We start from the raw sequence: 16,185 nt of genomic DNA, 5'->3' as shown, positions 1-16,185 counted from the left end.
GATCCGCGGGCAGATAATGTGATCGGACAAAACTAGGCGCGCGCCCCAATCGGGGGCAGCGGCATGATCCTGCCCATCAGGGCGCGATAGGGCGCCAGCAGCAGCAGGGCTGCAAGGAACTTCACCATGAAATCGCCGGTGGCCAGCGAGGTCCAGAGTGGCACGTCCGGGCCGACGCCCAGCCAGGGGGCGGGGAAGCCGAGCGAGCCGTCTTCCAGGCCGAACAGCGCATCAATCCCGGCCAGAGCGGGCGCAAAGGCTACGGTGAAGAAGATCGTCGTATCGATGATCGACCCGAACAGCGATCCGGCAAGCGGGGGCAGGAACCAGGACTTGTTGGCCCGCAGGCGCGAGAACACCGCGATATCGAGCAATTGGCCGGTAAGGAATGCCGCAGCGGAGGCCAGCGCAATTCTCTGGGTCGTCGCCGGACCGCCCTCGGGGTTCCAGGGCAGGGGATTGTAGCTCAGGTAGAAGGACAGCCCCAGGCCGACGAGAAAGCCCACCAGCACGACCAGCCGGGCATTACGCGGGCCGTCATAGCGGTTGGTCAGGTCGGTGATGAGAAAGGCAAAGGGGAAGGTGAAGGCGCCCCAGGTCAGCAGGTCGGCCAGACTAACTGAGCCAAGGTGTGCCTGCAGCGGGTAGAGCACCAGGATATTGGACGCGGCAACAACCACGACCATGGCGGCAAGGGCCGCCATGAAACGAGCAAGCATCAGAATGCACCTCTATGTACCCGCGGCCCGGCATCAGACCGGCGCGGAAATCTAGTCTAGCAAGCCGGCTCCCGCAGGGCCAGCCAGTGGATTGTCGGGCGCGGGGTAATCCCGCTCCGTCGGTGTGCCGTCGGCAGCCTGGCCACCGCGATACCAAAGGAAAACCGCGTGGAGAGAACTCCACGCGGTTGAAATCTAAATCAGCGTCCGGTCGCTTAGGCAGCGAGGGCGGCGCGGATTTCCTTCTTGATGCCTGCGGCCAGCGGCGACAGGGTGTCGTCGCTCTGCTTGAGCAGGAAGGCATCGAGACCGCCGCGGTGCTCGACCGTGCGCAGGGCTGCAGCCGAAACGCGCAGCTTGATGGTGCGGTTCAGCGCATCGGAGATGAGCGAAACGGTAACCAGATTCGGGAGAAACCGGCGACGGGTGCGGTTAAGAGCGTGCGAAACGTTGTTGCCAACCATTACGCCCTTGCCAGTCAGTTCACAGCGACGTGCCATTATTCGATATCCTATTTGTGTAAAGGTCCTGCGTGGCGGACAATTCCGCGACGGGCCTCGATTGTTATGAATTCTGGCGTGTCTCTAGAGAAAATGGGTGCTCCCGTCAACCCGAAGCGGTCTCAAAGGGCCGCGAGCGCCTTGCATGGGCCATATCGGGCAGGCAGTTTTGCCTGATCACCTGATTCGTTCCGCCCTTCGCAGAGACCTTACGCCCTTGAACCCGTTCCGCCTTGCCCCGCTGGCCGCGCTGGCCCTGTTTATCAGCCATCCGGCGACCGCAGCCGAGGTCGATGCGACGGCCAGCTATGTGATGACCCTGGGTGGCATCAATATTGCCGCCATGAAGGTCGACCTCAAGGACGACGGCAGCCGGTATAGCCTGGATCTGTCGGCCAATGTGGCGGGGCTGGGCACGTTCGTTGCCAGCGGCACTGCCAAGGCCAGTTCCAGCGGCCGCTCTTCGGGCGATGGTCTGGCCGCCCAGAAATTCGATCTTCAGACCAAGGCCAATGGCGAAACCTTCTCGGTCGACGTCACGTTTGCCGGGCGCGATGTGTCCGCCTTCAAGGTCGAGCCGCCTATTCTCGACAATTATGATCGCGTCCCGCTGGAGCGCCGTCACCTGACCGGGGTGGGCGATTTCCTCTCGGCCTTCGTGCTCAAGGGCAAGGCGCTCGACAAGAACCTCTGCCAGCGCAAGGCCAATATCTTTACCGGGGTCGAGCGCTTCAACATCGCCATGACCTATGCCGGCGAAGACAAGGCAACCTCGCCGCGAACCGGCTATCAGGGGCCGGTCGTGCTCTGCACCGTCAACTACGATCCAATCTCGGGCCATTTTGCGAGTTCGGAGATCACCACCTACCTCGCCGAGAGTGAGCGCATCATCGTCTGGTACGCGCCACTGGGCGAAACCGGTTACTACATCCCCTATCGCGTGCTGCTGGGCACCAATATGGGCGATCTGTCGATGATCCTGACCGGCCTCAAATCCTGATCGCGCCGTCCCGCTTCGGGACGGTCAACGGGTTTTTCGTTAGGATAGGCTTTCCAAGGCCCCGCGCCGCCTGTGCCGGGGCCTTAATTGTGTCTGGGTGTTCGCGCTTTTGTGCGCAACGCTCTGGTCACACTTCCCACAAACCCGCCGGAATTAACCGCGCGATAACCAAGCTGAACGGGTTTCGGCCGCGGGCGCGTGCGTTCGGCTATCACGGCGCAGCGCTTGTGGCTCCCAGCGCAGGGCCGCCACCATCTATCGTGGTGAACAAAGCGGCATTGGGCGAAATGCCCCGATTCTGCCCCTGTTCGTTCCGGGTTTGGGCTGTGTATGAACTCCTTGGCGGCATTTGAGCTAAATTTGTGCCAATCTGAGACGTTGCCGTTCTGATCTCGTTGGGAGCACCGTCCGGGCCTGGTCCCCACGGCCGGCCGGCTGATGCTGTGTCCCAGTTTGGGGCGGTCAATCGGTGATTTCGTCAATTTGTGCGCTGCAGCCCCAGGCATGCCGGGCCATTGCGAATAAATCTGCAAAAAACACCATGGGGCCAGCCCTTTACCTTCCGTTGAGGATTGGCGCTTTCCATCGAAAATTAACCCGTCATTAGCGATGTTGAAGGGCCGGAGGCTGTTTTGGCCAGTTGCGACGGGCCGGGTGTGCTCTCTGGTGGCATGGCCATGCCGCACCCACCATCCCTAGCCGTGAACGAATCCAGATTCAGCGATTCACACCGATTCGGTTCCGTTTCGTTCTCTTTGTGTTCTGCGCGTTAAGCTCGGTGACAAAACCGTGGCAATCCTCGTCCTTTCTTGGGACAATGCGCGCCACCTCTCGCATCGCCGGTTTCGACGTCCTACATTGCGCCAAATGACTTTCGCGCCCCCCCAATCGGTCAAGGCGATCCTTGGCCCCACCAATACCGGCAAGACCTACTTTGCCATCGAGCGCATGCTGGCCCATCCCACGGGGATGATTGGCCTGCCGCTGCGTCTGCTGGCGCGGGAGGTCTATCAGCGCTGCGTCGAGCGGGTCGGCGTGCAGGCGGTAGCCCTGGTGACCGGCGAGGAGCGCATTGTTCCGCCCAAGCCGCGCTATTGGGTGTGTACGGTGGAAGCAATGCCCACCGATATCCGTGTCGATTGCGTCGCCATCGACGAAATCCAGACGGCGATCGATTTCGACCGCGGCCATGTGTTCACCGATCGCATCCTCAATGCGCGGGGCAGCAGCGAGACCCTGCTACTGGGGGCCGCCACCATGGCTCCGGTGATCCGGAAGCTCCTGCCCCATACCGATATCGTCGACCGGCCGCGCTTCTCCCAGCTGACCTATTCCGGGTCCAAGAAGATTTCGCGCCAGCCGCCGCGCTCGGCCATCGTCGCCTTCTCGGCGCGGCAGGTCTACGCGATCGCCGAACTGATCCGCCGCGAACGGGGCGGGGCGGCCGTGGTGATGGGCGCGCTGTCGCCGCGCACCCGCAATGCCCAGGTCGATCTCTACCAGAATGGCGATGTCGATTTCCTGGTCGCCACCGACGCCATCGGAATGGGTCTGAACCTCGATATCCATCACGTGGCCTTCGCCGATGACAGCAAGTTCGATGGCCATACCAGTCGTCCGCTGACGCCGGCCGAGCTGGGCCAGATCGCCGGCCGGGCCGGCCGGCATGCCCACAATGGCACCTTTGGCGTCACCGGCGGCACCGAGGGATTCGATGAAGAAATGGTCGTTGCGCTCGAAACGCACGACTTCGAGCCGCTGAAAGTGCTGCAATGGCGCAACAATCAGCTGGATTTCTCTTCCATCAATGCCTTGCGCAACAGCCTTGAAGTGGCCCCCGAGCACCGCAGTCTCACCCGGGTCCCGATAGCGACTGACCAGCATGCCCTGGAGTTCGTGGCGCGCAATGAAGCGGGGGCCCTGGCACGGGGGCTTGATGGCGCGCGCCTGCTCTGGGAGTGCTGCCAAATCCCGGATTACCAAGGAATTTCGCCTGCCAATCACGGCGAAATCGTCACGCGGATTTACTCGGACTTAGTCAAGCGGGGCAAGGTCAACGAGGACTGGATTGCCGAGCAGGTTCGCTTTTGCGACAATGCGAGCGGCGATATTGACACTTTGAGCAACCGGATCAAGCAGATCCGGACTTGGACCTTTGTCGCGAACCGCAAAAACTGGCTTGCAGACCCTTCACATTGGCGCGAAAAGACCCGAGACATTGAAGACCGCCTGAGCGACGCTTTGCATGAGCGTCTCACACAGCGGTTCGTCGACCGGCGCACCAGTGTGCTGCTTCGTCACCTGAAAGACAAACGTATGGCATCTCCCGAGATCAATGAGCGCGGCGAAGTACGGCTGGAAGGCCACCTCATCGGCACGCTTGAAGGCTTCCGATTCACTCTGGCGCGCAATGATGGTGATGCCGATATCCGGGGCCTGCGGGCGGCGGCCGATCAGGTCGTCGCGCCGGAGATCCACAACCGGGCCGACCGGCTGGCTGGTGCCCCCAATGAAGAATTCGTACTGGCCACTGACGGCCGCATGCGCTGGAAGGGCGATATCGTCGCCGAACTGATCGAGGGCGATGCCCTTTATCGTCCGCGCATCCTGATCCTGGCCGACGAGTCCCTCACCGGCACCGATCTCGAACGCGTGCAGGATCGCCTCAATCTCTGGCTGCGCCACCATATCAATACCGTGCTTGAGCCCATCATGGCGCTCGAAGCGCCAGCCGATCTCGACGGCGCGGCACGCGGCATTGCCTTCCAGCTGTTTGAGCATCTGGGCCTGCTGCCACGCAGCCAGGTCGCCGATGAGGTCAAGGGCCTCGACCAGGACGTGCGCGGCAAGATGCGCAAGCTTGGCATCAAGTTCGGCGCCTATCACATCTACCTGCCGCTCAGCCTCAAGCCCGCCCCGCGCGAGCTGGCGCTGATTCTGTTTGCGCTCAAGCATGGCGGCGTGCGCCAGGCCGGCGTCACCGATATCCCGCACATCGTGCTGTCGGGCCGGACCAGCTTTGTGGTCGATCCCGAAGTCGATACGCGCCTCTATGAAGTTGCCGGCTTCAAGGTCGCCGGCAAGCGTGCCGTGCGCGTCGACATCCTCGAGCGCCTGGCCGATATCATCCGTCCGTTGATCGCGCTCGATCCGACCCGCCATCAGGGCGAGCTGCCGGCTGGCGCGGCTGAGGGCAATGGCTTCCGCGTCACCGTGGAAATGACCTCGCTGCTGGGCTGCTCGGGCGAAGATTTCGCCTCGATCCTCAATTCGCTCGGCTATCGCGTCAAGCGCATCCCCAAGGTGGCGGCCCCCGCCGCCGAGGCAAGCGCTGAAGCCCCGGCGCTGGAAGAAGTGCTGTCGGAGAACCCGGCCGCCGTCGAACCCGCTGCGGAAGCCGCCACGGTTGAGGCAGAGGTTGTGCTGCAGGATGCCGTGCCCGCCACCACCATCGTGGAAGCTGCACCGGCAGATGCCGCCGCAGAACCCGAATTCGACGAAATCTGGTCGCCTGCCGGCAAGCGTCCCGATGCGCGGCGTAATGAGCATCGCCGTCGTCCCGAAGGCGAAGTTCAGGCCAAGCGTCCTGAACGCCACCAGCGCCCGCAGGCGCCGCGCCGACCCGAGGGTGAAGTGCAGGACCTGTCCAAGGCCCAGCATCTGCGTCCCAAGAACGACAATCGCGGCCGCAACGACAACCGCCGTCCTGCCGACCAGCAGGGCGAGCGCGCCAAATTCGAGCGGCCCCGCGAAGAGCGCAAGGAAAAGGCTTTCGATCCCGATAGCCCCTTTGCCAAGCTGATGGCGCTCAAGGCGCCGGCTGGCAACAAGTCCGGCCAGTAAGCGATTGAGCGAACCTGTCGAACCGACCCGCAAGGAGCGGCTCGACAGGTTTCTGTTCTTTTCGCGCGCTATCAAGTCCCGCACCCTGGCGCAAAAGATCATCGAAACCGGCGCGGTTCGCGTCAATTCGGAACGCACGGATCGCTCCGACCACAAGGTCGGGGCGGGCGACGTGCTGACCATGAGCCTGCATGGGCGCATCGTGGTCTGGCGCATCATTGACTGCGGCACGCGTCGCGGTCCCGCCACCGAAGCCCAGGGGCTCTACGAAGACCTCTCGCCCCCGCCGCTCCCCAAGGCCGAGCAATCTCCATATGACGCTGTCGTCGCCCCGCGCGGCGAGGGGGCGGGCCGCCCTACCAAGAAGCAACGTCGCGAGACAGATCGCCTTCGCGGCGGCGGCGACGAGGATTAACGAGGGGCGACATGGCCGACATCCCAACGATCACCACTGAACGGCTGACGCTGCGCGCCCCCACCCTGGCTGATTTCGATCCCTTGGCCGCATTGCTCGCCTCGCCGCGCTCGATAGGCGTTGGCGGCCCCTATAACCGATTTGCCGCCTGGGGCCTGTTCTGCCATGACCTTGCCTGCTGGCAGCTCTTTGATCACGGGGCGCTGATGATCGATCTCAGCGCCACCGGAGAATGCGTCGGCCAGATCGGTATCAACCATGGTCCACTATTCCCCGAAAAAGAACTCGGCTGGATGCTCTATGAGGGTCACGAAGGGCATGGCTATGCCCTTGAGGCTGCCGCGGCGATGCGCGACTGGGCCTTTGCCGAACGGGGCTTTGACTCGCTGGTAAGCTATTGCGATCCCGCCAATACCCGCTCGGTTGCCGTCGCCAGGCGTCTTGGCGCTGTGCTCGATCCCGACGCCCCCAGGCAAGACCCCGAAGACCTGGTGTTCCGCCACCTCCGCCACGCGCCGCGCTGAGTCTCGGCGGCGCCGGAGGCATGGCTTTCCAAGGGCAGGGCCCCCTGCGCCAATCCATCCCCTGCCGCAGCCTTGCAGCGGGCGGCAAAAGGGTTTAGCACCGGACCGTTGAGACCCTGCCGGACTGCCGCCCGAGATGACCTACATCGTCACCGACAATTGCATTGCCTGTAAGTACACCGACTGCGTGGAAGTGTGTCCCGTGGACTGCTTCTATGAAGGCGAGAACATGCTGGTGATCCACCCGGACGAGTGCATTGACTGCGGCGTCTGCGAGCCGGAATGCCCGGCCGAAGCCATCAAGCCCGATACCGAGAGCGGGCTGGACGAATGGCTGGTGCTCAACACGAAATATGCTGCCATCTGGCCCAACCTGACCGAGCGGCGTGATCCGTTGCCCGACGCCAAGGACAAGGACGGCGAAGACGGCAAGCTGGCCAAGTATTTCTCGGAAGCGCCGGGCGAGGGCGACTGATACTCGCCGGTTCGGGCTGCTTGCCCGAACCCAACCCGTTGGTCGGCGAGTGGCCGCAGGCGGGATTCCCCAGCAGGCATGCCCCTGCTGTGGATAGGTTGTGGATGACGACTGGCATGGGCATTTGCCACGACATTGCCCCATTGAACGGTGTGCTCGGCACGCCGGACTTTGTGCTGATTCGTATTTTTTGATTTTGCTGAAATTTTGTGCTACGGTGCTTGCAGTTGCAGTAGAGCCCGTCACCAGCCCGTGCCTTAAGGCACGATTTTTTTGACAACATCACCCGATGCCTGGACTTCCGGAGAAAGCGGACCGGATGGCCATGGGGCTTGCGCTGCGCGCGGCGTCCCGTCTGGACGCAGGTAAAAGAGTATACGTGGACGGTCTTTCCCGCGAGGAACTGTCCATCTGGGGCGTCAACAAGGAGTTCCACGACTATGGTAGCCAAGAAGTCACAGCAGCGGCTGGGGTTCAAGACGGGCGAGTATGTTGTCTATCCGGCGCATGGCGTCGGCGTGATCGTCTCGATCGAGGAACAAGAAGTCGCCGGCCTGACCCTTGAGTTGTTCGTCATCAGCTTCGAACAGGACAAGCTGACCCTTCGCGTGCCCGTCGCCAAGATCAAGTCCGTCGGCATGCGCAAGCTCGCCGAGGAAGATCTGGTTACCCAGGCGCTCACCACCGTCACCGGTCGCGCCCGCGTCAAGCGGACCATGTGGTCGCGCCGTGCGCAGGAATATGAAGCCAAGATCAATTCCGGCGACCTGATCGCCATCTCCGAGGTCGTGCGTGACCTCTACCGTTCTGAAGAGCAGCCCGAGCAGTCTTACTCGGAACGCCAGCTGTTCGAGCAGGCGATGGATCGCATGAGCCGCGAAATCGGCGCCGTCAACAAGCTCACGCTGACCGAAGCCGTGCAGCTGATCGAAAAGAATCTGGCCAAGTCGCCCAAGCGCACCAAGGCCGACGCTGCCGAAGCCGACGAAGAAGCTGCATAAGCGCGACGTCGCAATCAGTATTATGGGGCCGGTGGCAACACCGGCCCTTTTTGTTTGCGCGCTACTGCGGCGTTTTTCCTAGCACGTCGCCGAGCCGGGTCGTGGCGCTCCCCGGGCGGAGGGGCTTTTGCTGGCTTTCGTGTGGCACCCAGCCTGAAAGCCAAATGATTTCAAGCGTCGCGCGAATGCGCCCATCGGGGTCGCTGTCCCGCTCGGCATAGGCCGCGGCGGCTGCGGCCAGCAGCGCTGGCGTCGCCAGCCGCCGCGGCCGGTCAGCCAGTGGGTTGGAGGCGCCGAGGGCTTTCAGTTCCACCATCAGGGCGATCGGATTGCCATAGCGCACGACGTGGGTTTCCACATCGGCCACTGGCAGCGCCAGCCCGGCGCGTTGCAGCAGTGCCCCGGCGTCACGCACCTGGATCATCGGCGCCACCCGGGCCGAGGCGCCCCCAAATACCTCGGCGTCGGCTGCCAGAAAGGCTTCGCGCAATTCGGTGAGGGTCTCGCCACCCAGCGCGGCGACCATTAGCAGGCCATCGGGCACCAGAAGCGCGCGCAGCCGGGCGAGATAGCCGGGCACGTCGTTGATCGCCTGCAGTTGCAGCACCGAGACGATGAGGTTGTAGTCGCTGCCGATGCCGTCCGGCAGGTCATCGTCGGGGCAGAAGGCGGCCACCCGTTCGAAGGCAAATTGCGCGCTGGCGGTCTGGCCGCGGGCCGGGAGCCTCTCGACATCCGGCCCGATGATCAGGGCTTTGGGGAAGTCGCGGATCAGCGCGCCGAGGCGATCCTCGAGATCGCTCAGCACCAGGTCGGTGACGAAATCGGCGGCTTCTGTCCGCCGCGCCAGATGGCGGGCGATCAGGGCGGTATCGAATATGGCGGGTGGTTGGCTCATGGACTTGCGCCGGGTTCCGGACATGGCACTATGCGCCTTATGGAGAGTGCTGGGGAGCTTGTCAAAAGAGGGTTCTGGCGCTAGTGGCTCGTTGCGGGCGCGCGACGGCTCGGCGATGCCGTGCTCGATCTGGCCTATCCCCCGGTTTGCCTGGCCTGCGAGGCGCCGACCGACATGGCCGATACGCTCTGTGCCGGTTGCTTCAAGCAGATGCGCCCGATCACCGCGCCGCTCTGCCCCCGGCTTGGCCTGCCCTTCGAGGTGGCTTTGGGCCCCGATGCCCTTTCCGCCGAAGCCCTTGCCGATCCGCCTCCCTTTGGCCGCGCCCGCAGTGCGGTGATCTATAACGCGCTGGCCCGCACCATGGTATCGCGCCTCAAATATGGCGACCGGCCCGAACTGGCCCGCTTCTGCGCGCGGCTGATGGCCGGGGCCGGCCACGAGCTCTGGGGACCCGATGCCCTGCTGGTGCCGGTGCCGCTCCATCCCGCCCGCCATCGTGCGCGGCGTTACAACCAGTCGGGCGAACTGGCCAACGCCCTGGGGCGCCTCACCGGTGTGCCGGTTGATGCCCAACTCGTTCGGCGCGGCCGCATGACCCGCCAGCAGGTGGGGCTCAGCGGCAGCGCGCGGCAGCGCAACGTGGCGGGAGCCTTTACGGTCCATCCCGATATTCTGGTCCGGGCGCGAGGCAAAAGGGTGGTGCTGGTCGACGATGTGTATACGACCGGTGCAACGCTCAAGGCGCTTACCCGCACCCTGATCCGGGCCGGGGTGGAGCAAGTCGACGCGGTCAGTTTCGCTCGCGTTGTCATCGGCGCGGACTTACCCATATAAGGAACAAACGCCTTGTCTCGATTGAGAAAAGTTTGATGGCCAGAATCGAAATCTACACCACCCCGACCTGCCCCTATTGCCACGCCGCCAAGTCGCTGCTGGCCGACAAGGGGGTCGAGTACACCGAGATCAGCGCGCTGGATCCGGAAGTGCGCGAAGCCATGACCGTGCGCGCCCATGGCCGCCGCACCGTGCCGCAGATCTTCATCAATGACGCCCATGTCGGCGGTTATGACGATATGGCGGCGCTTGATCGCAGTGGCGGGCTCGATCCGCTGCTGGCGCAATAGGAAAGCCCGATGAAGATCGCCGCCATCCAGATGCGGTCGGGGCTCGACCCCGCAGCCAATCTTGCCGCGCTGGAGCCCATGCTGGCCGAAGCCGCCGCTGCGGGTGCGGAATATGTGCTGACGCCCGAAGTCACGATGATCTTTCCCGAAAGCCGGGAACAGCTGACCAGCGTCGCCGCTCCGTTCGAAGGCCACCCGCAACTGGCCCGGATTGGCGAACTGGCGCGCGAGCATGGCATGCATGTTCACATCGGATCGCTGGCTGTGCCGCTGCCCGACGGGCGCTTCGCTAACCGCTCCGTGTTGTTCGGGCCCGATGGCGCCATTGCTGCCACCTATGACAAGATCCATCTGTTTGATGCCGATATTGCCGGGCTCAACGCCTATCGCGAAAGCGCCACCTATGCGGGTGGCGAGGCGGCGGTGATTGCCCCGCTTGGTGGTTTCACCCTGGGCATGAGCATCTGCTACGACATGCGCTTCCCCAAGCTCTACAATGCGCTGGCCAATGCCGGCGCCAACCTGATCGCCGTGCCGGCCGCCTTCACCGTGCCAACGGGGCAGGCGCACTGGCATGTGCTGCTGCGGGCGCGGGCCATCGAAACGGGGTCCTATGTGATTGCCGCGGCGCAGGGAGGCCAGCATCCCAATGGCCGGGCGACCTATGGGCATTCGCTGGTGATCGATCCTTGGGGCCGCATCATCGCCGAGCTCGATCACGACGAGCCGGGTGTGCTGATGGCCGAGATCAAGCCCGAGCTGGTTGTCGAAGCGCGCGATCGCATTCCGGCGCTGGCCAATGCGCGCAGCTTTGCGCTGCCCGAGGTTTCGCCGTGATCCAGTATTCACTTCATTGCTCCAAGGGTCACCAATTTGACGCCTGGTTCAAGAATGCTGCCGCCTATGACGACCAGCAGGCGCGGGGCATAGTGACCTGCGCCGTGTGCGGGGACGGGGCAGTTGAGAAGGCCCCCATGGCCCCCGCCGTGGCCCGGACCGATGGCGACAAGCCGTCGATGGGTGCCGTCAATCCGGACGCCGCCCGTTTCCGGGAACTGCTGCGCGCCTATCGCAACAGGATCACCAAGGACGCCGACTATGTGGGCGACAAGTTCGCCGAAGAGGCCCGCAAGATCCATTTCGAGGAAGTGGAAGCGCGCGGCATCTATGGCGAAGCGACCCGCGACGACGTCATGGGACTGCTGGATGACGGCATCGACTTCGTCCCCCTGCCGGACCTGCCTGAAGAGCATAACTAACCCGCGGCCCTTGGCGTAGCCTGTGCCGGATTGCGCGAGGCCCGCGGATCAAGTCCGCGGGCAGCGCCGGTGGTATGGGCTCGCTAGACCACGGCGACACGAATGGCGGTTCCCCAGGGGTCGGCCGCGATGAGTTCACCTTCATTTTGTTCGATCGCATGCCCGGCGGCGGCGAGGCGTGCCCGCATGTCTTCGATCAGCCGGGCTTCCGTCACCGCCAGGGTGAATTGGGCGAGGCCTGTTGCATCGGGGTCGCGCATGCCGGCTCCGGCGCTTTGCCAAGTGTTGAGTGCCACATGGTGGTGGTAGCGCCCTGACGACAGGAACACCGCGTCTTCGCGGCCGCTGGTGATGTCGAGGCCGAGCGCAGCATTGTAGAAGGCGCGGGCCGCTTCGATGGCGCCGGCGCGCAGATGGATGTGGCCGATGCGCAAGCCCTTGGGCGCGGCGGGATAGGTGTCGATGTCGTTGCGCACCAGTCCGAGCAGGCTGTCGAAGTCGATGGCTTCGGAGCCCATCACTACGGTGTCGCCGTTCCAGCTCCACAGCTCGGATGCCCGGTCGGCGTAGACTTCGATGCCATTGCCCTCGGGGTCATCGAGATAGATCGCCTCGCTGACGCGATGGTCGGCGAAGCCCGAGAACTGGACCTGCAGCATGGCGGCATGCACGAGCCAGGCGGCGAGATCGCTGCGCGAGGGCATGAGGAAAGCGGTGTGATAAAGCCCGGCCTCGGTGGGCGCGCCAAAGGGCGCGTCGGGGCGGTGGTCGAGGGTCAGTAGCGTGACGCCATCAACGCCAAGCCGGGTCGAGGTGGCGGAGCTGTCGAGCACGGCAAAGCCCAGTACCTGCACATAGAAATTCGTCATCAGCGCCATGTCGCGCACGCGCAGGGTCACGTCGCGGACATGGAGCGGGGTATTGGTGGCAAACATTTCGCCGGTGCTGGGCGGCAGCAGCGACCAGCCGCCTTCGGCCCGCACCGCACCGGCCAGGGCCGCAGAGGCGCTCGCGGCGCCGGCAAGGGCAAGCAGGGTGCGGCGGGTGATAAAGGAGGTCATGGCACGGCTCGCGCTGGTATCGGTGGCAAACCGCTAGCATGGCCGCGGCGTGGCGCGCGCCACAAAAGCCCGTGTAGGGACGGGGTCTCAAGCGAACGCGGTGTTCGCTGTCACAGTACAATCATGTCGGGGGAGGGGGATAAGGTCGGTTCGATAGGGAGGGTGGAATCCCCGCTATCGAACCTAACCCAACAGCAGCCTTGGCAGACCGCTGAGAGGCTGGCCGTGCGAATAGCACCAGCCAGCCGTCATGTCACGTTCATATTCCCGTCAAAGCGATCAGGAATCGAGTTTCCCCAGATCGCGCACGGCGCCACGGGCGGCGGAGGTCACGAAAGCCGCATAGGCCTTGAGTGCCTGGGTGACGTTGCGCTGGCGGGGATGCGCCGGCTTCCAGCCCAGGCGATCCTGATCGTGACGGCGCTGCACCAGCTCGTCATCGGTCACCAGCAGCGTGATGGTGCGGTTGGGGATGTCGATCTCGATCGTATCGCCTTCGCGAACCAGGCCGATCGTGCCGCCTTCGGCCGCTTCGGGTGAAACGTGGCCGATGGAGAGGCCCGAAGTGCCGCCCGAGAAGCGCCCGTCGGTCAGCAGGGCACAGGCTTTGCCGAGGCCCTTGGACTTGAGGTAGCTGGTTGGGTAGAGCATTTCCTGCATGCCGGGGCCGCCGCGCGGACCTTCGTAGCGGATGACCAGCACGTCGCCTTCCTTGATCTGGTTGGCGAGAATGGCGCGCACGGTATCGTCCTGGCTCTCGAAGACGCGGGCCGGGCCGGTGAACTTCAGGATCGAGTCATCGACGCCGGCCGTCTTCACGATGCAGCCATCGATGGCGATATTGCCCTTGAGCACGGCCAGGCCGCCATCCTTGGAGAAGGCGTATTCGGACGAGCGGATGGCGCCGTCCTTGCGGTCGGTGTCGAGCTCGGTCCAGCGGTTGGACTGGCTGAAGGCCTGCGTGGTGCGCACGCCGCCGGGTGCCGCCATGTAGAAATTGCGCACTTCTTCGGAATTGGTGCGGGAAATGTCCCACTTGTCGATGGCATCGCCCAGGGTTGGAGCATGCACGGTAGGCTCGGCGCGGTTGAGCAGGTTGGCGCGATCGAGCTGGCCCAGGATCGACATGATGCCGCCGGCGCGGTGCACGTCTTCCATGTGAACGTCGTTCTTGGCAGGGGCGACCTTGCACAGCACCGGAACCTTGCGGCTCAGCTTGTCGATGTCGTCCATGGTGAAATCGACGCCGCCCTCATGGGCCGCGGCCAGAATGTGCAGCACGGTATTGGTCGAGCCGCCCATGGCGATATCGAGTGCCATGGCGTTTTCGAAGGCCGCCTTGGTGGCGATGGAGCGCGGGAGCACCGAGGCGTCGTCCTGCTCGTACCAGCGCTTGGTGATCTCGACGATGGTGCGGCCGGCTTCCTCGAACAGGCGCTTGCGATCGGAGTGAGTGGCCAGGGTCGAGCCGTTGCCGGGCAGGCTGAGGCCGAGCGCTTCGGTGAGGCAGTTCATCGAATTGGCGGTGAACATGCCCGAGCAGGAGCCGCAGGTGGGGCAGGCGGCTTCTTCGACGGCCTGCACTTCTTCGTCGGTATAGTGATCGTCGGCGGCCATCACCATGGCGTCAACCAGGTCGAGAGCCTGCAGCTTGCCCTTGAGCATGGCCTTGCCGGCTTCCATCGGGCCGCCCGAGACGAAGATCACTGGGATGTTGATGCGCATGGCGGCATTGAGCATGCCGGGGGTGATCTTGTCGCAGTTGGAAATGCAGACCATGGCGTCTGCGCAGTGCGCGTTGACCATGTATTCGACCGAGTCGGCGATCAGGTCGCGGCTGGGCAGCGAATAGAGCATCCCGTCATGGCCCATGGCGATGCCGTCATCGACCGCGATGGTGTTGAATTCCTTGGCGACGCCGCCGGCCGCCTCGATTTCGCGTGCGACCAGCTGGCCGAGATCCTTGAGGTGGACGTGGCCGGGCACGAACTGGGTGAAGGAATTGACCACGGCGATGATCGGCTTGCCGAAATCGCTGTTCTTCATGCCCGTTGCGCGCCAGAGGCCACGCGCGCCCGCCATGTTGCGGCCATGAGTGGTGGTGCGGGAACGATATGCTGGCATAGAAATGTCCTCGAAACGCGATGCGCATTGATGTGGCGCTGTTAGCTTCTTTCTTAGACCCATTCCAATCCAGTATCAATCAAAACGTACCGTACCGTACGGTACTGTTTGGGTGGTGGTCGACGGGATTGTACGAGCGGAGCCCCGAGGCGGTCATCGCCTCTGGAGGGAGGAAATAGTGAGACGAGGATCGCCTCGGGGCGTCGGGATTTCTGGTGGGCGGACTCTCTGGTGGCGAACCACCTTCCGCGGACCCAGGGTGAAGCGCGACCTCACCCCTCCCGGCAGTCTTGCCGGACACCGGTCGCTGCAGCGCCGCTCGCATCCCGGTAAGATGAGGGGAGTATAGGGCACGGTGATGGGGCGGGGATAAGATGGGTAAGTGGGCGCCCCATGGTTCGAGGCTCGCGGCGCCGCACCATGAGGGCTATTGGGGTGACAGCGGCTAGTCTCAGGCGGCGGACTTTTTGGCCATGATCATGTAGTTGATGCCCATGTCGCGGGAGCGGCGCCACTCGTCGGCCAGGGGGTGGAACACCACCCCGGTTTCGGCAGTGACGGTCAGCCCGTTGCGCGTCAGCAGCGCCTTGATCTCGTCGGGGGTGAGGAACTTGTTCCAGTCATGGGTGCCCACCGGCAGCCAGCGCAGCACGCGCTCGGCGCCGACCACGGCTAGCGCATAGGCGCGGGCGGTGCGGTTGATGGTGGCGGTCAGCGTCAGCCCGCCCAGCTTCACCAGGTCGGCGCAGCTCTTCATGTAGAGCGGCACATTGTCGACATGCTCCACCACTTCCATGTTGAGCACCATATCATATTGCTCGCCGGCGGCGGCCAGCGCCTCGCTGGTGGTGGCGCGGTAATCGATGGCGAGGCCGGTCTGCTCGGCATGCAGGCGCGCGATGGCGATATTGCGCTCGGCCGCATCAATGCCGGTGACGGTGGCGCCAAGCCGGGTCAGCGGTTCGCAGAGCAGGCCGCCGCCGCAGCCGACATCGAGAATGGTCAGGCCCTCGAACGGGCGCATGGCGCCGCCATCACGGCCGAAATGGGCGAGCAGGTGCTCGCGGATATAGCCCAGGCGCACCGGGTTGAACTTGTGCAGCGGCTTGAACTTGCCCTTGGGGTCCCACCACTCCTCCGCCATCGCGGTGAATTTGGCGATTTCGGCGTCGTTGATGGTGGTGGCGGTCATGATGGCGCTCGCGGCTGGCTCTGTTTGGCGCATATGAGCCGGAGCAG

16 protein-coding genes are annotated in these 16,185 nt (G+C 63.9%); 10 read left to right on the top strand and 6 right to left on the bottom strand.

Annotated elements, in window-relative coordinates; translation table 11 throughout:
• Positions 1–32 precede the first annotated feature (32 nt).
• Together ACZ5WT_RS04045 and rpmB are read right to left on the bottom strand one after the other, a co-directional pair.
• A complete protein-coding gene (locus ACZ5WT_RS04045; RefSeq protein ID WP_464286103.1) occupies positions 33–719 on the bottom strand; it encodes a VUT family protein in 687 nt (228 codons plus the stop codon).
• A 215-nt stretch (positions 720–934) separates the two neighbouring features.
• Entirely contained in the window at positions 935–1,219 is a 285-nt protein-coding gene (gene rpmB / locus ACZ5WT_RS04040) for a 50S ribosomal protein L28 (RefSeq protein WP_464286102.1), read from the bottom strand.
• 217 nt (positions 1,220–1,436) lie between these two features.
• Here rpmB and ACZ5WT_RS04035 point away from each other — a divergent pair, with 217 nt between their 5' ends.
• The 6 genes from ACZ5WT_RS04035 to ACZ5WT_RS04010 all read left to right on the top strand — a co-directional run bounded on the left by ACZ5WT_RS04035 (position 1,437) and on the right by ACZ5WT_RS04010 (position 8,477).
• Positions 1,437–2,219, top strand: a complete 783-nt coding sequence (locus tag ACZ5WT_RS04035; RefSeq protein WP_464286101.1) for a DUF3108 domain-containing protein — start codon at positions 1,437–1,439, stop codon at positions 2,217–2,219.
• An 867-nt stretch (positions 2,220–3,086) separates the two neighbouring features.
• Positions 3,087–6,062, top strand: a complete 2,976-nt coding sequence (locus tag ACZ5WT_RS04030) for a helicase-related protein (RefSeq protein WP_464286100.1) — start codon at positions 3,087–3,089, stop codon at positions 6,060–6,062.
• A 4-nt stretch (positions 6,063–6,066) separates the two neighbouring features.
• Positions 6,067–6,477, top strand: coding sequence for an RNA-binding S4 domain-containing protein (locus ACZ5WT_RS04025; RefSeq protein ID WP_464286099.1), 411 nt, complete (start codon positions 6,067–6,069; stop codon positions 6,475–6,477).
• Positions 6,478–6,488: 11 nt separating this feature from the next.
• The gene (locus tag ACZ5WT_RS04020) at positions 6,489–7,001 is read left to right on the top strand and encodes a GNAT family N-acetyltransferase (protein WP_464286098.1); all 513 of its coding nucleotides are present in this window, start codon (positions 6,489–6,491) and stop codon (positions 6,999–7,001) included.
• 136 nt (positions 7,002–7,137) lie between these two features.
• Entirely contained in the window at positions 7,138–7,476 is a 339-nt protein-coding gene (gene fdxA, locus ACZ5WT_RS04015) for a ferredoxin FdxA (protein ID WP_464286097.1), read from the top strand.
• 440 nt (positions 7,477–7,916) lie between these two features.
• A complete protein-coding gene (locus ACZ5WT_RS04010) occupies positions 7,917–8,477 on the top strand; it encodes a CarD family transcriptional regulator (RefSeq protein WP_464286096.1) in 561 nt (186 codons plus the stop codon).
• Between the two features lie 61 nt (positions 8,478–8,538).
• Here ACZ5WT_RS04010 and ACZ5WT_RS04005 read toward each other — a convergent pair whose 3' ends face one another.
• Complete coding sequence (locus ACZ5WT_RS04005; RefSeq protein WP_464286095.1) at positions 8,539–9,375, bottom strand: SAM-dependent methyltransferase; 837 nt, start codon at positions 9,373–9,375, stop codon at positions 8,539–8,541.
• A gap of 120 nt (positions 9,376–9,495) precedes the next feature.
• Between ACZ5WT_RS04005 and ACZ5WT_RS04000 the strand changes: the two genes are divergently transcribed.
• Genes ACZ5WT_RS04000 through ACZ5WT_RS03985 form a run of 4 tightly spaced genes read left to right on the top strand, consistent with a single transcriptional unit; the run spans position 9,496 to position 11,761 of the window.
• Complete coding sequence (locus ACZ5WT_RS04000; protein WP_464286094.1) at positions 9,496–10,212, top strand: ComF family protein; 717 nt, start codon at positions 9,496–9,498, stop codon at positions 10,210–10,212.
• 35 nt (positions 10,213–10,247) lie between these two features.
• A complete protein-coding gene (gene grxC, locus ACZ5WT_RS03995; protein WP_464286093.1) occupies positions 10,248–10,502 on the top strand; it encodes a glutaredoxin 3 in 255 nt (84 codons plus the stop codon).
• Positions 10,503–10,511: 9 nt separating this feature from the next.
• Positions 10,512–11,339 carry a carbon-nitrogen hydrolase family protein gene (locus ACZ5WT_RS03990; RefSeq protein WP_464286092.1) on the top strand — a complete coding sequence of 276 codons (828 nt, stop codon included), beginning with the start codon at positions 10,512–10,514 and terminating at the stop codon, positions 11,337–11,339.
• Complete coding sequence (locus ACZ5WT_RS03985) at positions 11,336–11,761, top strand: DUF1178 family protein (RefSeq protein WP_464286091.1); 426 nt, start codon at positions 11,336–11,338, stop codon at positions 11,759–11,761. The genes ACZ5WT_RS03990 and ACZ5WT_RS03985 overlap by 4 nt, the downstream gene beginning before the upstream one ends.
• Positions 11,762–11,844: 83 nt before the next feature.
• Here the strand turns inward: ACZ5WT_RS03985 and ACZ5WT_RS03980 are convergent, their stop codons facing one another.
• From ACZ5WT_RS03980 to ubiG, 3 genes are all read right to left on the bottom strand, one after another.
• Positions 11,845–12,822: a VOC family protein gene (locus ACZ5WT_RS03980; RefSeq protein WP_464286090.1), complete on the bottom strand. Its 978-nt coding sequence runs from the start codon at positions 12,820–12,822 to the stop codon at positions 11,845–11,847.
• A 279-nt stretch (positions 12,823–13,101) separates the two neighbouring features.
• Positions 13,102–14,946: a dihydroxy-acid dehydratase gene (gene ilvD / locus ACZ5WT_RS03975; RefSeq protein WP_464286089.1), complete on the bottom strand. Its 1,845-nt coding sequence runs from the start codon at positions 14,944–14,946 to the stop codon at positions 13,102–13,104.
• A gap of 451 nt (positions 14,947–15,397) precedes the next feature.
• Positions 15,398–16,138, bottom strand: a complete 741-nt coding sequence (gene ubiG, locus ACZ5WT_RS03970) for a bifunctional 2-polyprenyl-6-hydroxyphenol methylase/3-demethylubiquinol 3-O-methyltransferase UbiG (RefSeq protein WP_464286088.1) — start codon at positions 16,136–16,138, stop codon at positions 15,398–15,400.
• Between the last annotated feature and the right edge of the window lie 47 nt (positions 16,139–16,185).

This window comes from Devosia sp. T2-14, from assembly GCF_055397495.1.
Note: the sequence above shows the minus strand (reverse complement) of the source record. Positions and strands in the feature narration are given on the sequence as shown.

Bases quoted from the DNA above. Each gene is read 5' to 3' on its own strand.
- rpmB (WP_464286102.1), bottom strand. From the start codon at position 1,219: ATGGCACGTCGCTGTGAACTGACTGGCAAGGGCGTAATGGTTGGCAAC.
- ACZ5WT_RS04045 (WP_464286103.1), bottom strand. From the start codon at position 719: ATGCTTGCTCGTTTCATGGCGGCCCTTGCCGCCATGGTCGTGGTTGTT.
- ACZ5WT_RS03990 (WP_464286092.1), top strand. From the start codon at position 10,512: ATGAAGATCGCCGCCATCCAGATGCGGTCGGGGCTCGACCCCGCAGCC.
- ACZ5WT_RS03980 (WP_464286090.1), bottom strand. From the start codon at position 12,822: ATGACCTCCTTTATCACCCGCCGCACCCTGCTTGCCCTTGCCGGCGCC.
- grxC (WP_464286093.1), top strand. From the start codon at position 10,248: ATGGCCAGAATCGAAATCTACACCACCCCGACCTGCCCCTATTGCCAC.
- ubiG (WP_464286088.1), bottom strand. From the start codon at position 16,138: ATGACCGCCACCACCATCAACGACGCCGAAATCGCCAAATTCACCGCG.
- ACZ5WT_RS04030 (WP_464286100.1), top strand. From the start codon at position 3,087: ATGACTTTCGCGCCCCCCCAATCGGTCAAGGCGATCCTTGGCCCCACC.
- ilvD (WP_464286089.1), bottom strand. From the start codon at position 14,946: ATGCCAGCATATCGTTCCCGCACCACCACTCATGGCCGCAACATGGCG.
- ACZ5WT_RS04010 (WP_464286096.1), top strand. From the start codon at position 7,917: ATGGTAGCCAAGAAGTCACAGCAGCGGCTGGGGTTCAAGACGGGCGAG.
- ACZ5WT_RS04020 (WP_464286098.1), top strand. From the start codon at position 6,489: ATGGCCGACATCCCAACGATCACCACTGAACGGCTGACGCTGCGCGCC.
- fdxA (WP_464286097.1), top strand. From the start codon at position 7,138: ATGACCTACATCGTCACCGACAATTGCATTGCCTGTAAGTACACCGAC.
- ACZ5WT_RS04005 (WP_464286095.1), bottom strand. From the start codon at position 9,375: ATGAGCCAACCACCCGCCATATTCGATACCGCCCTGATCGCCCGCCAT.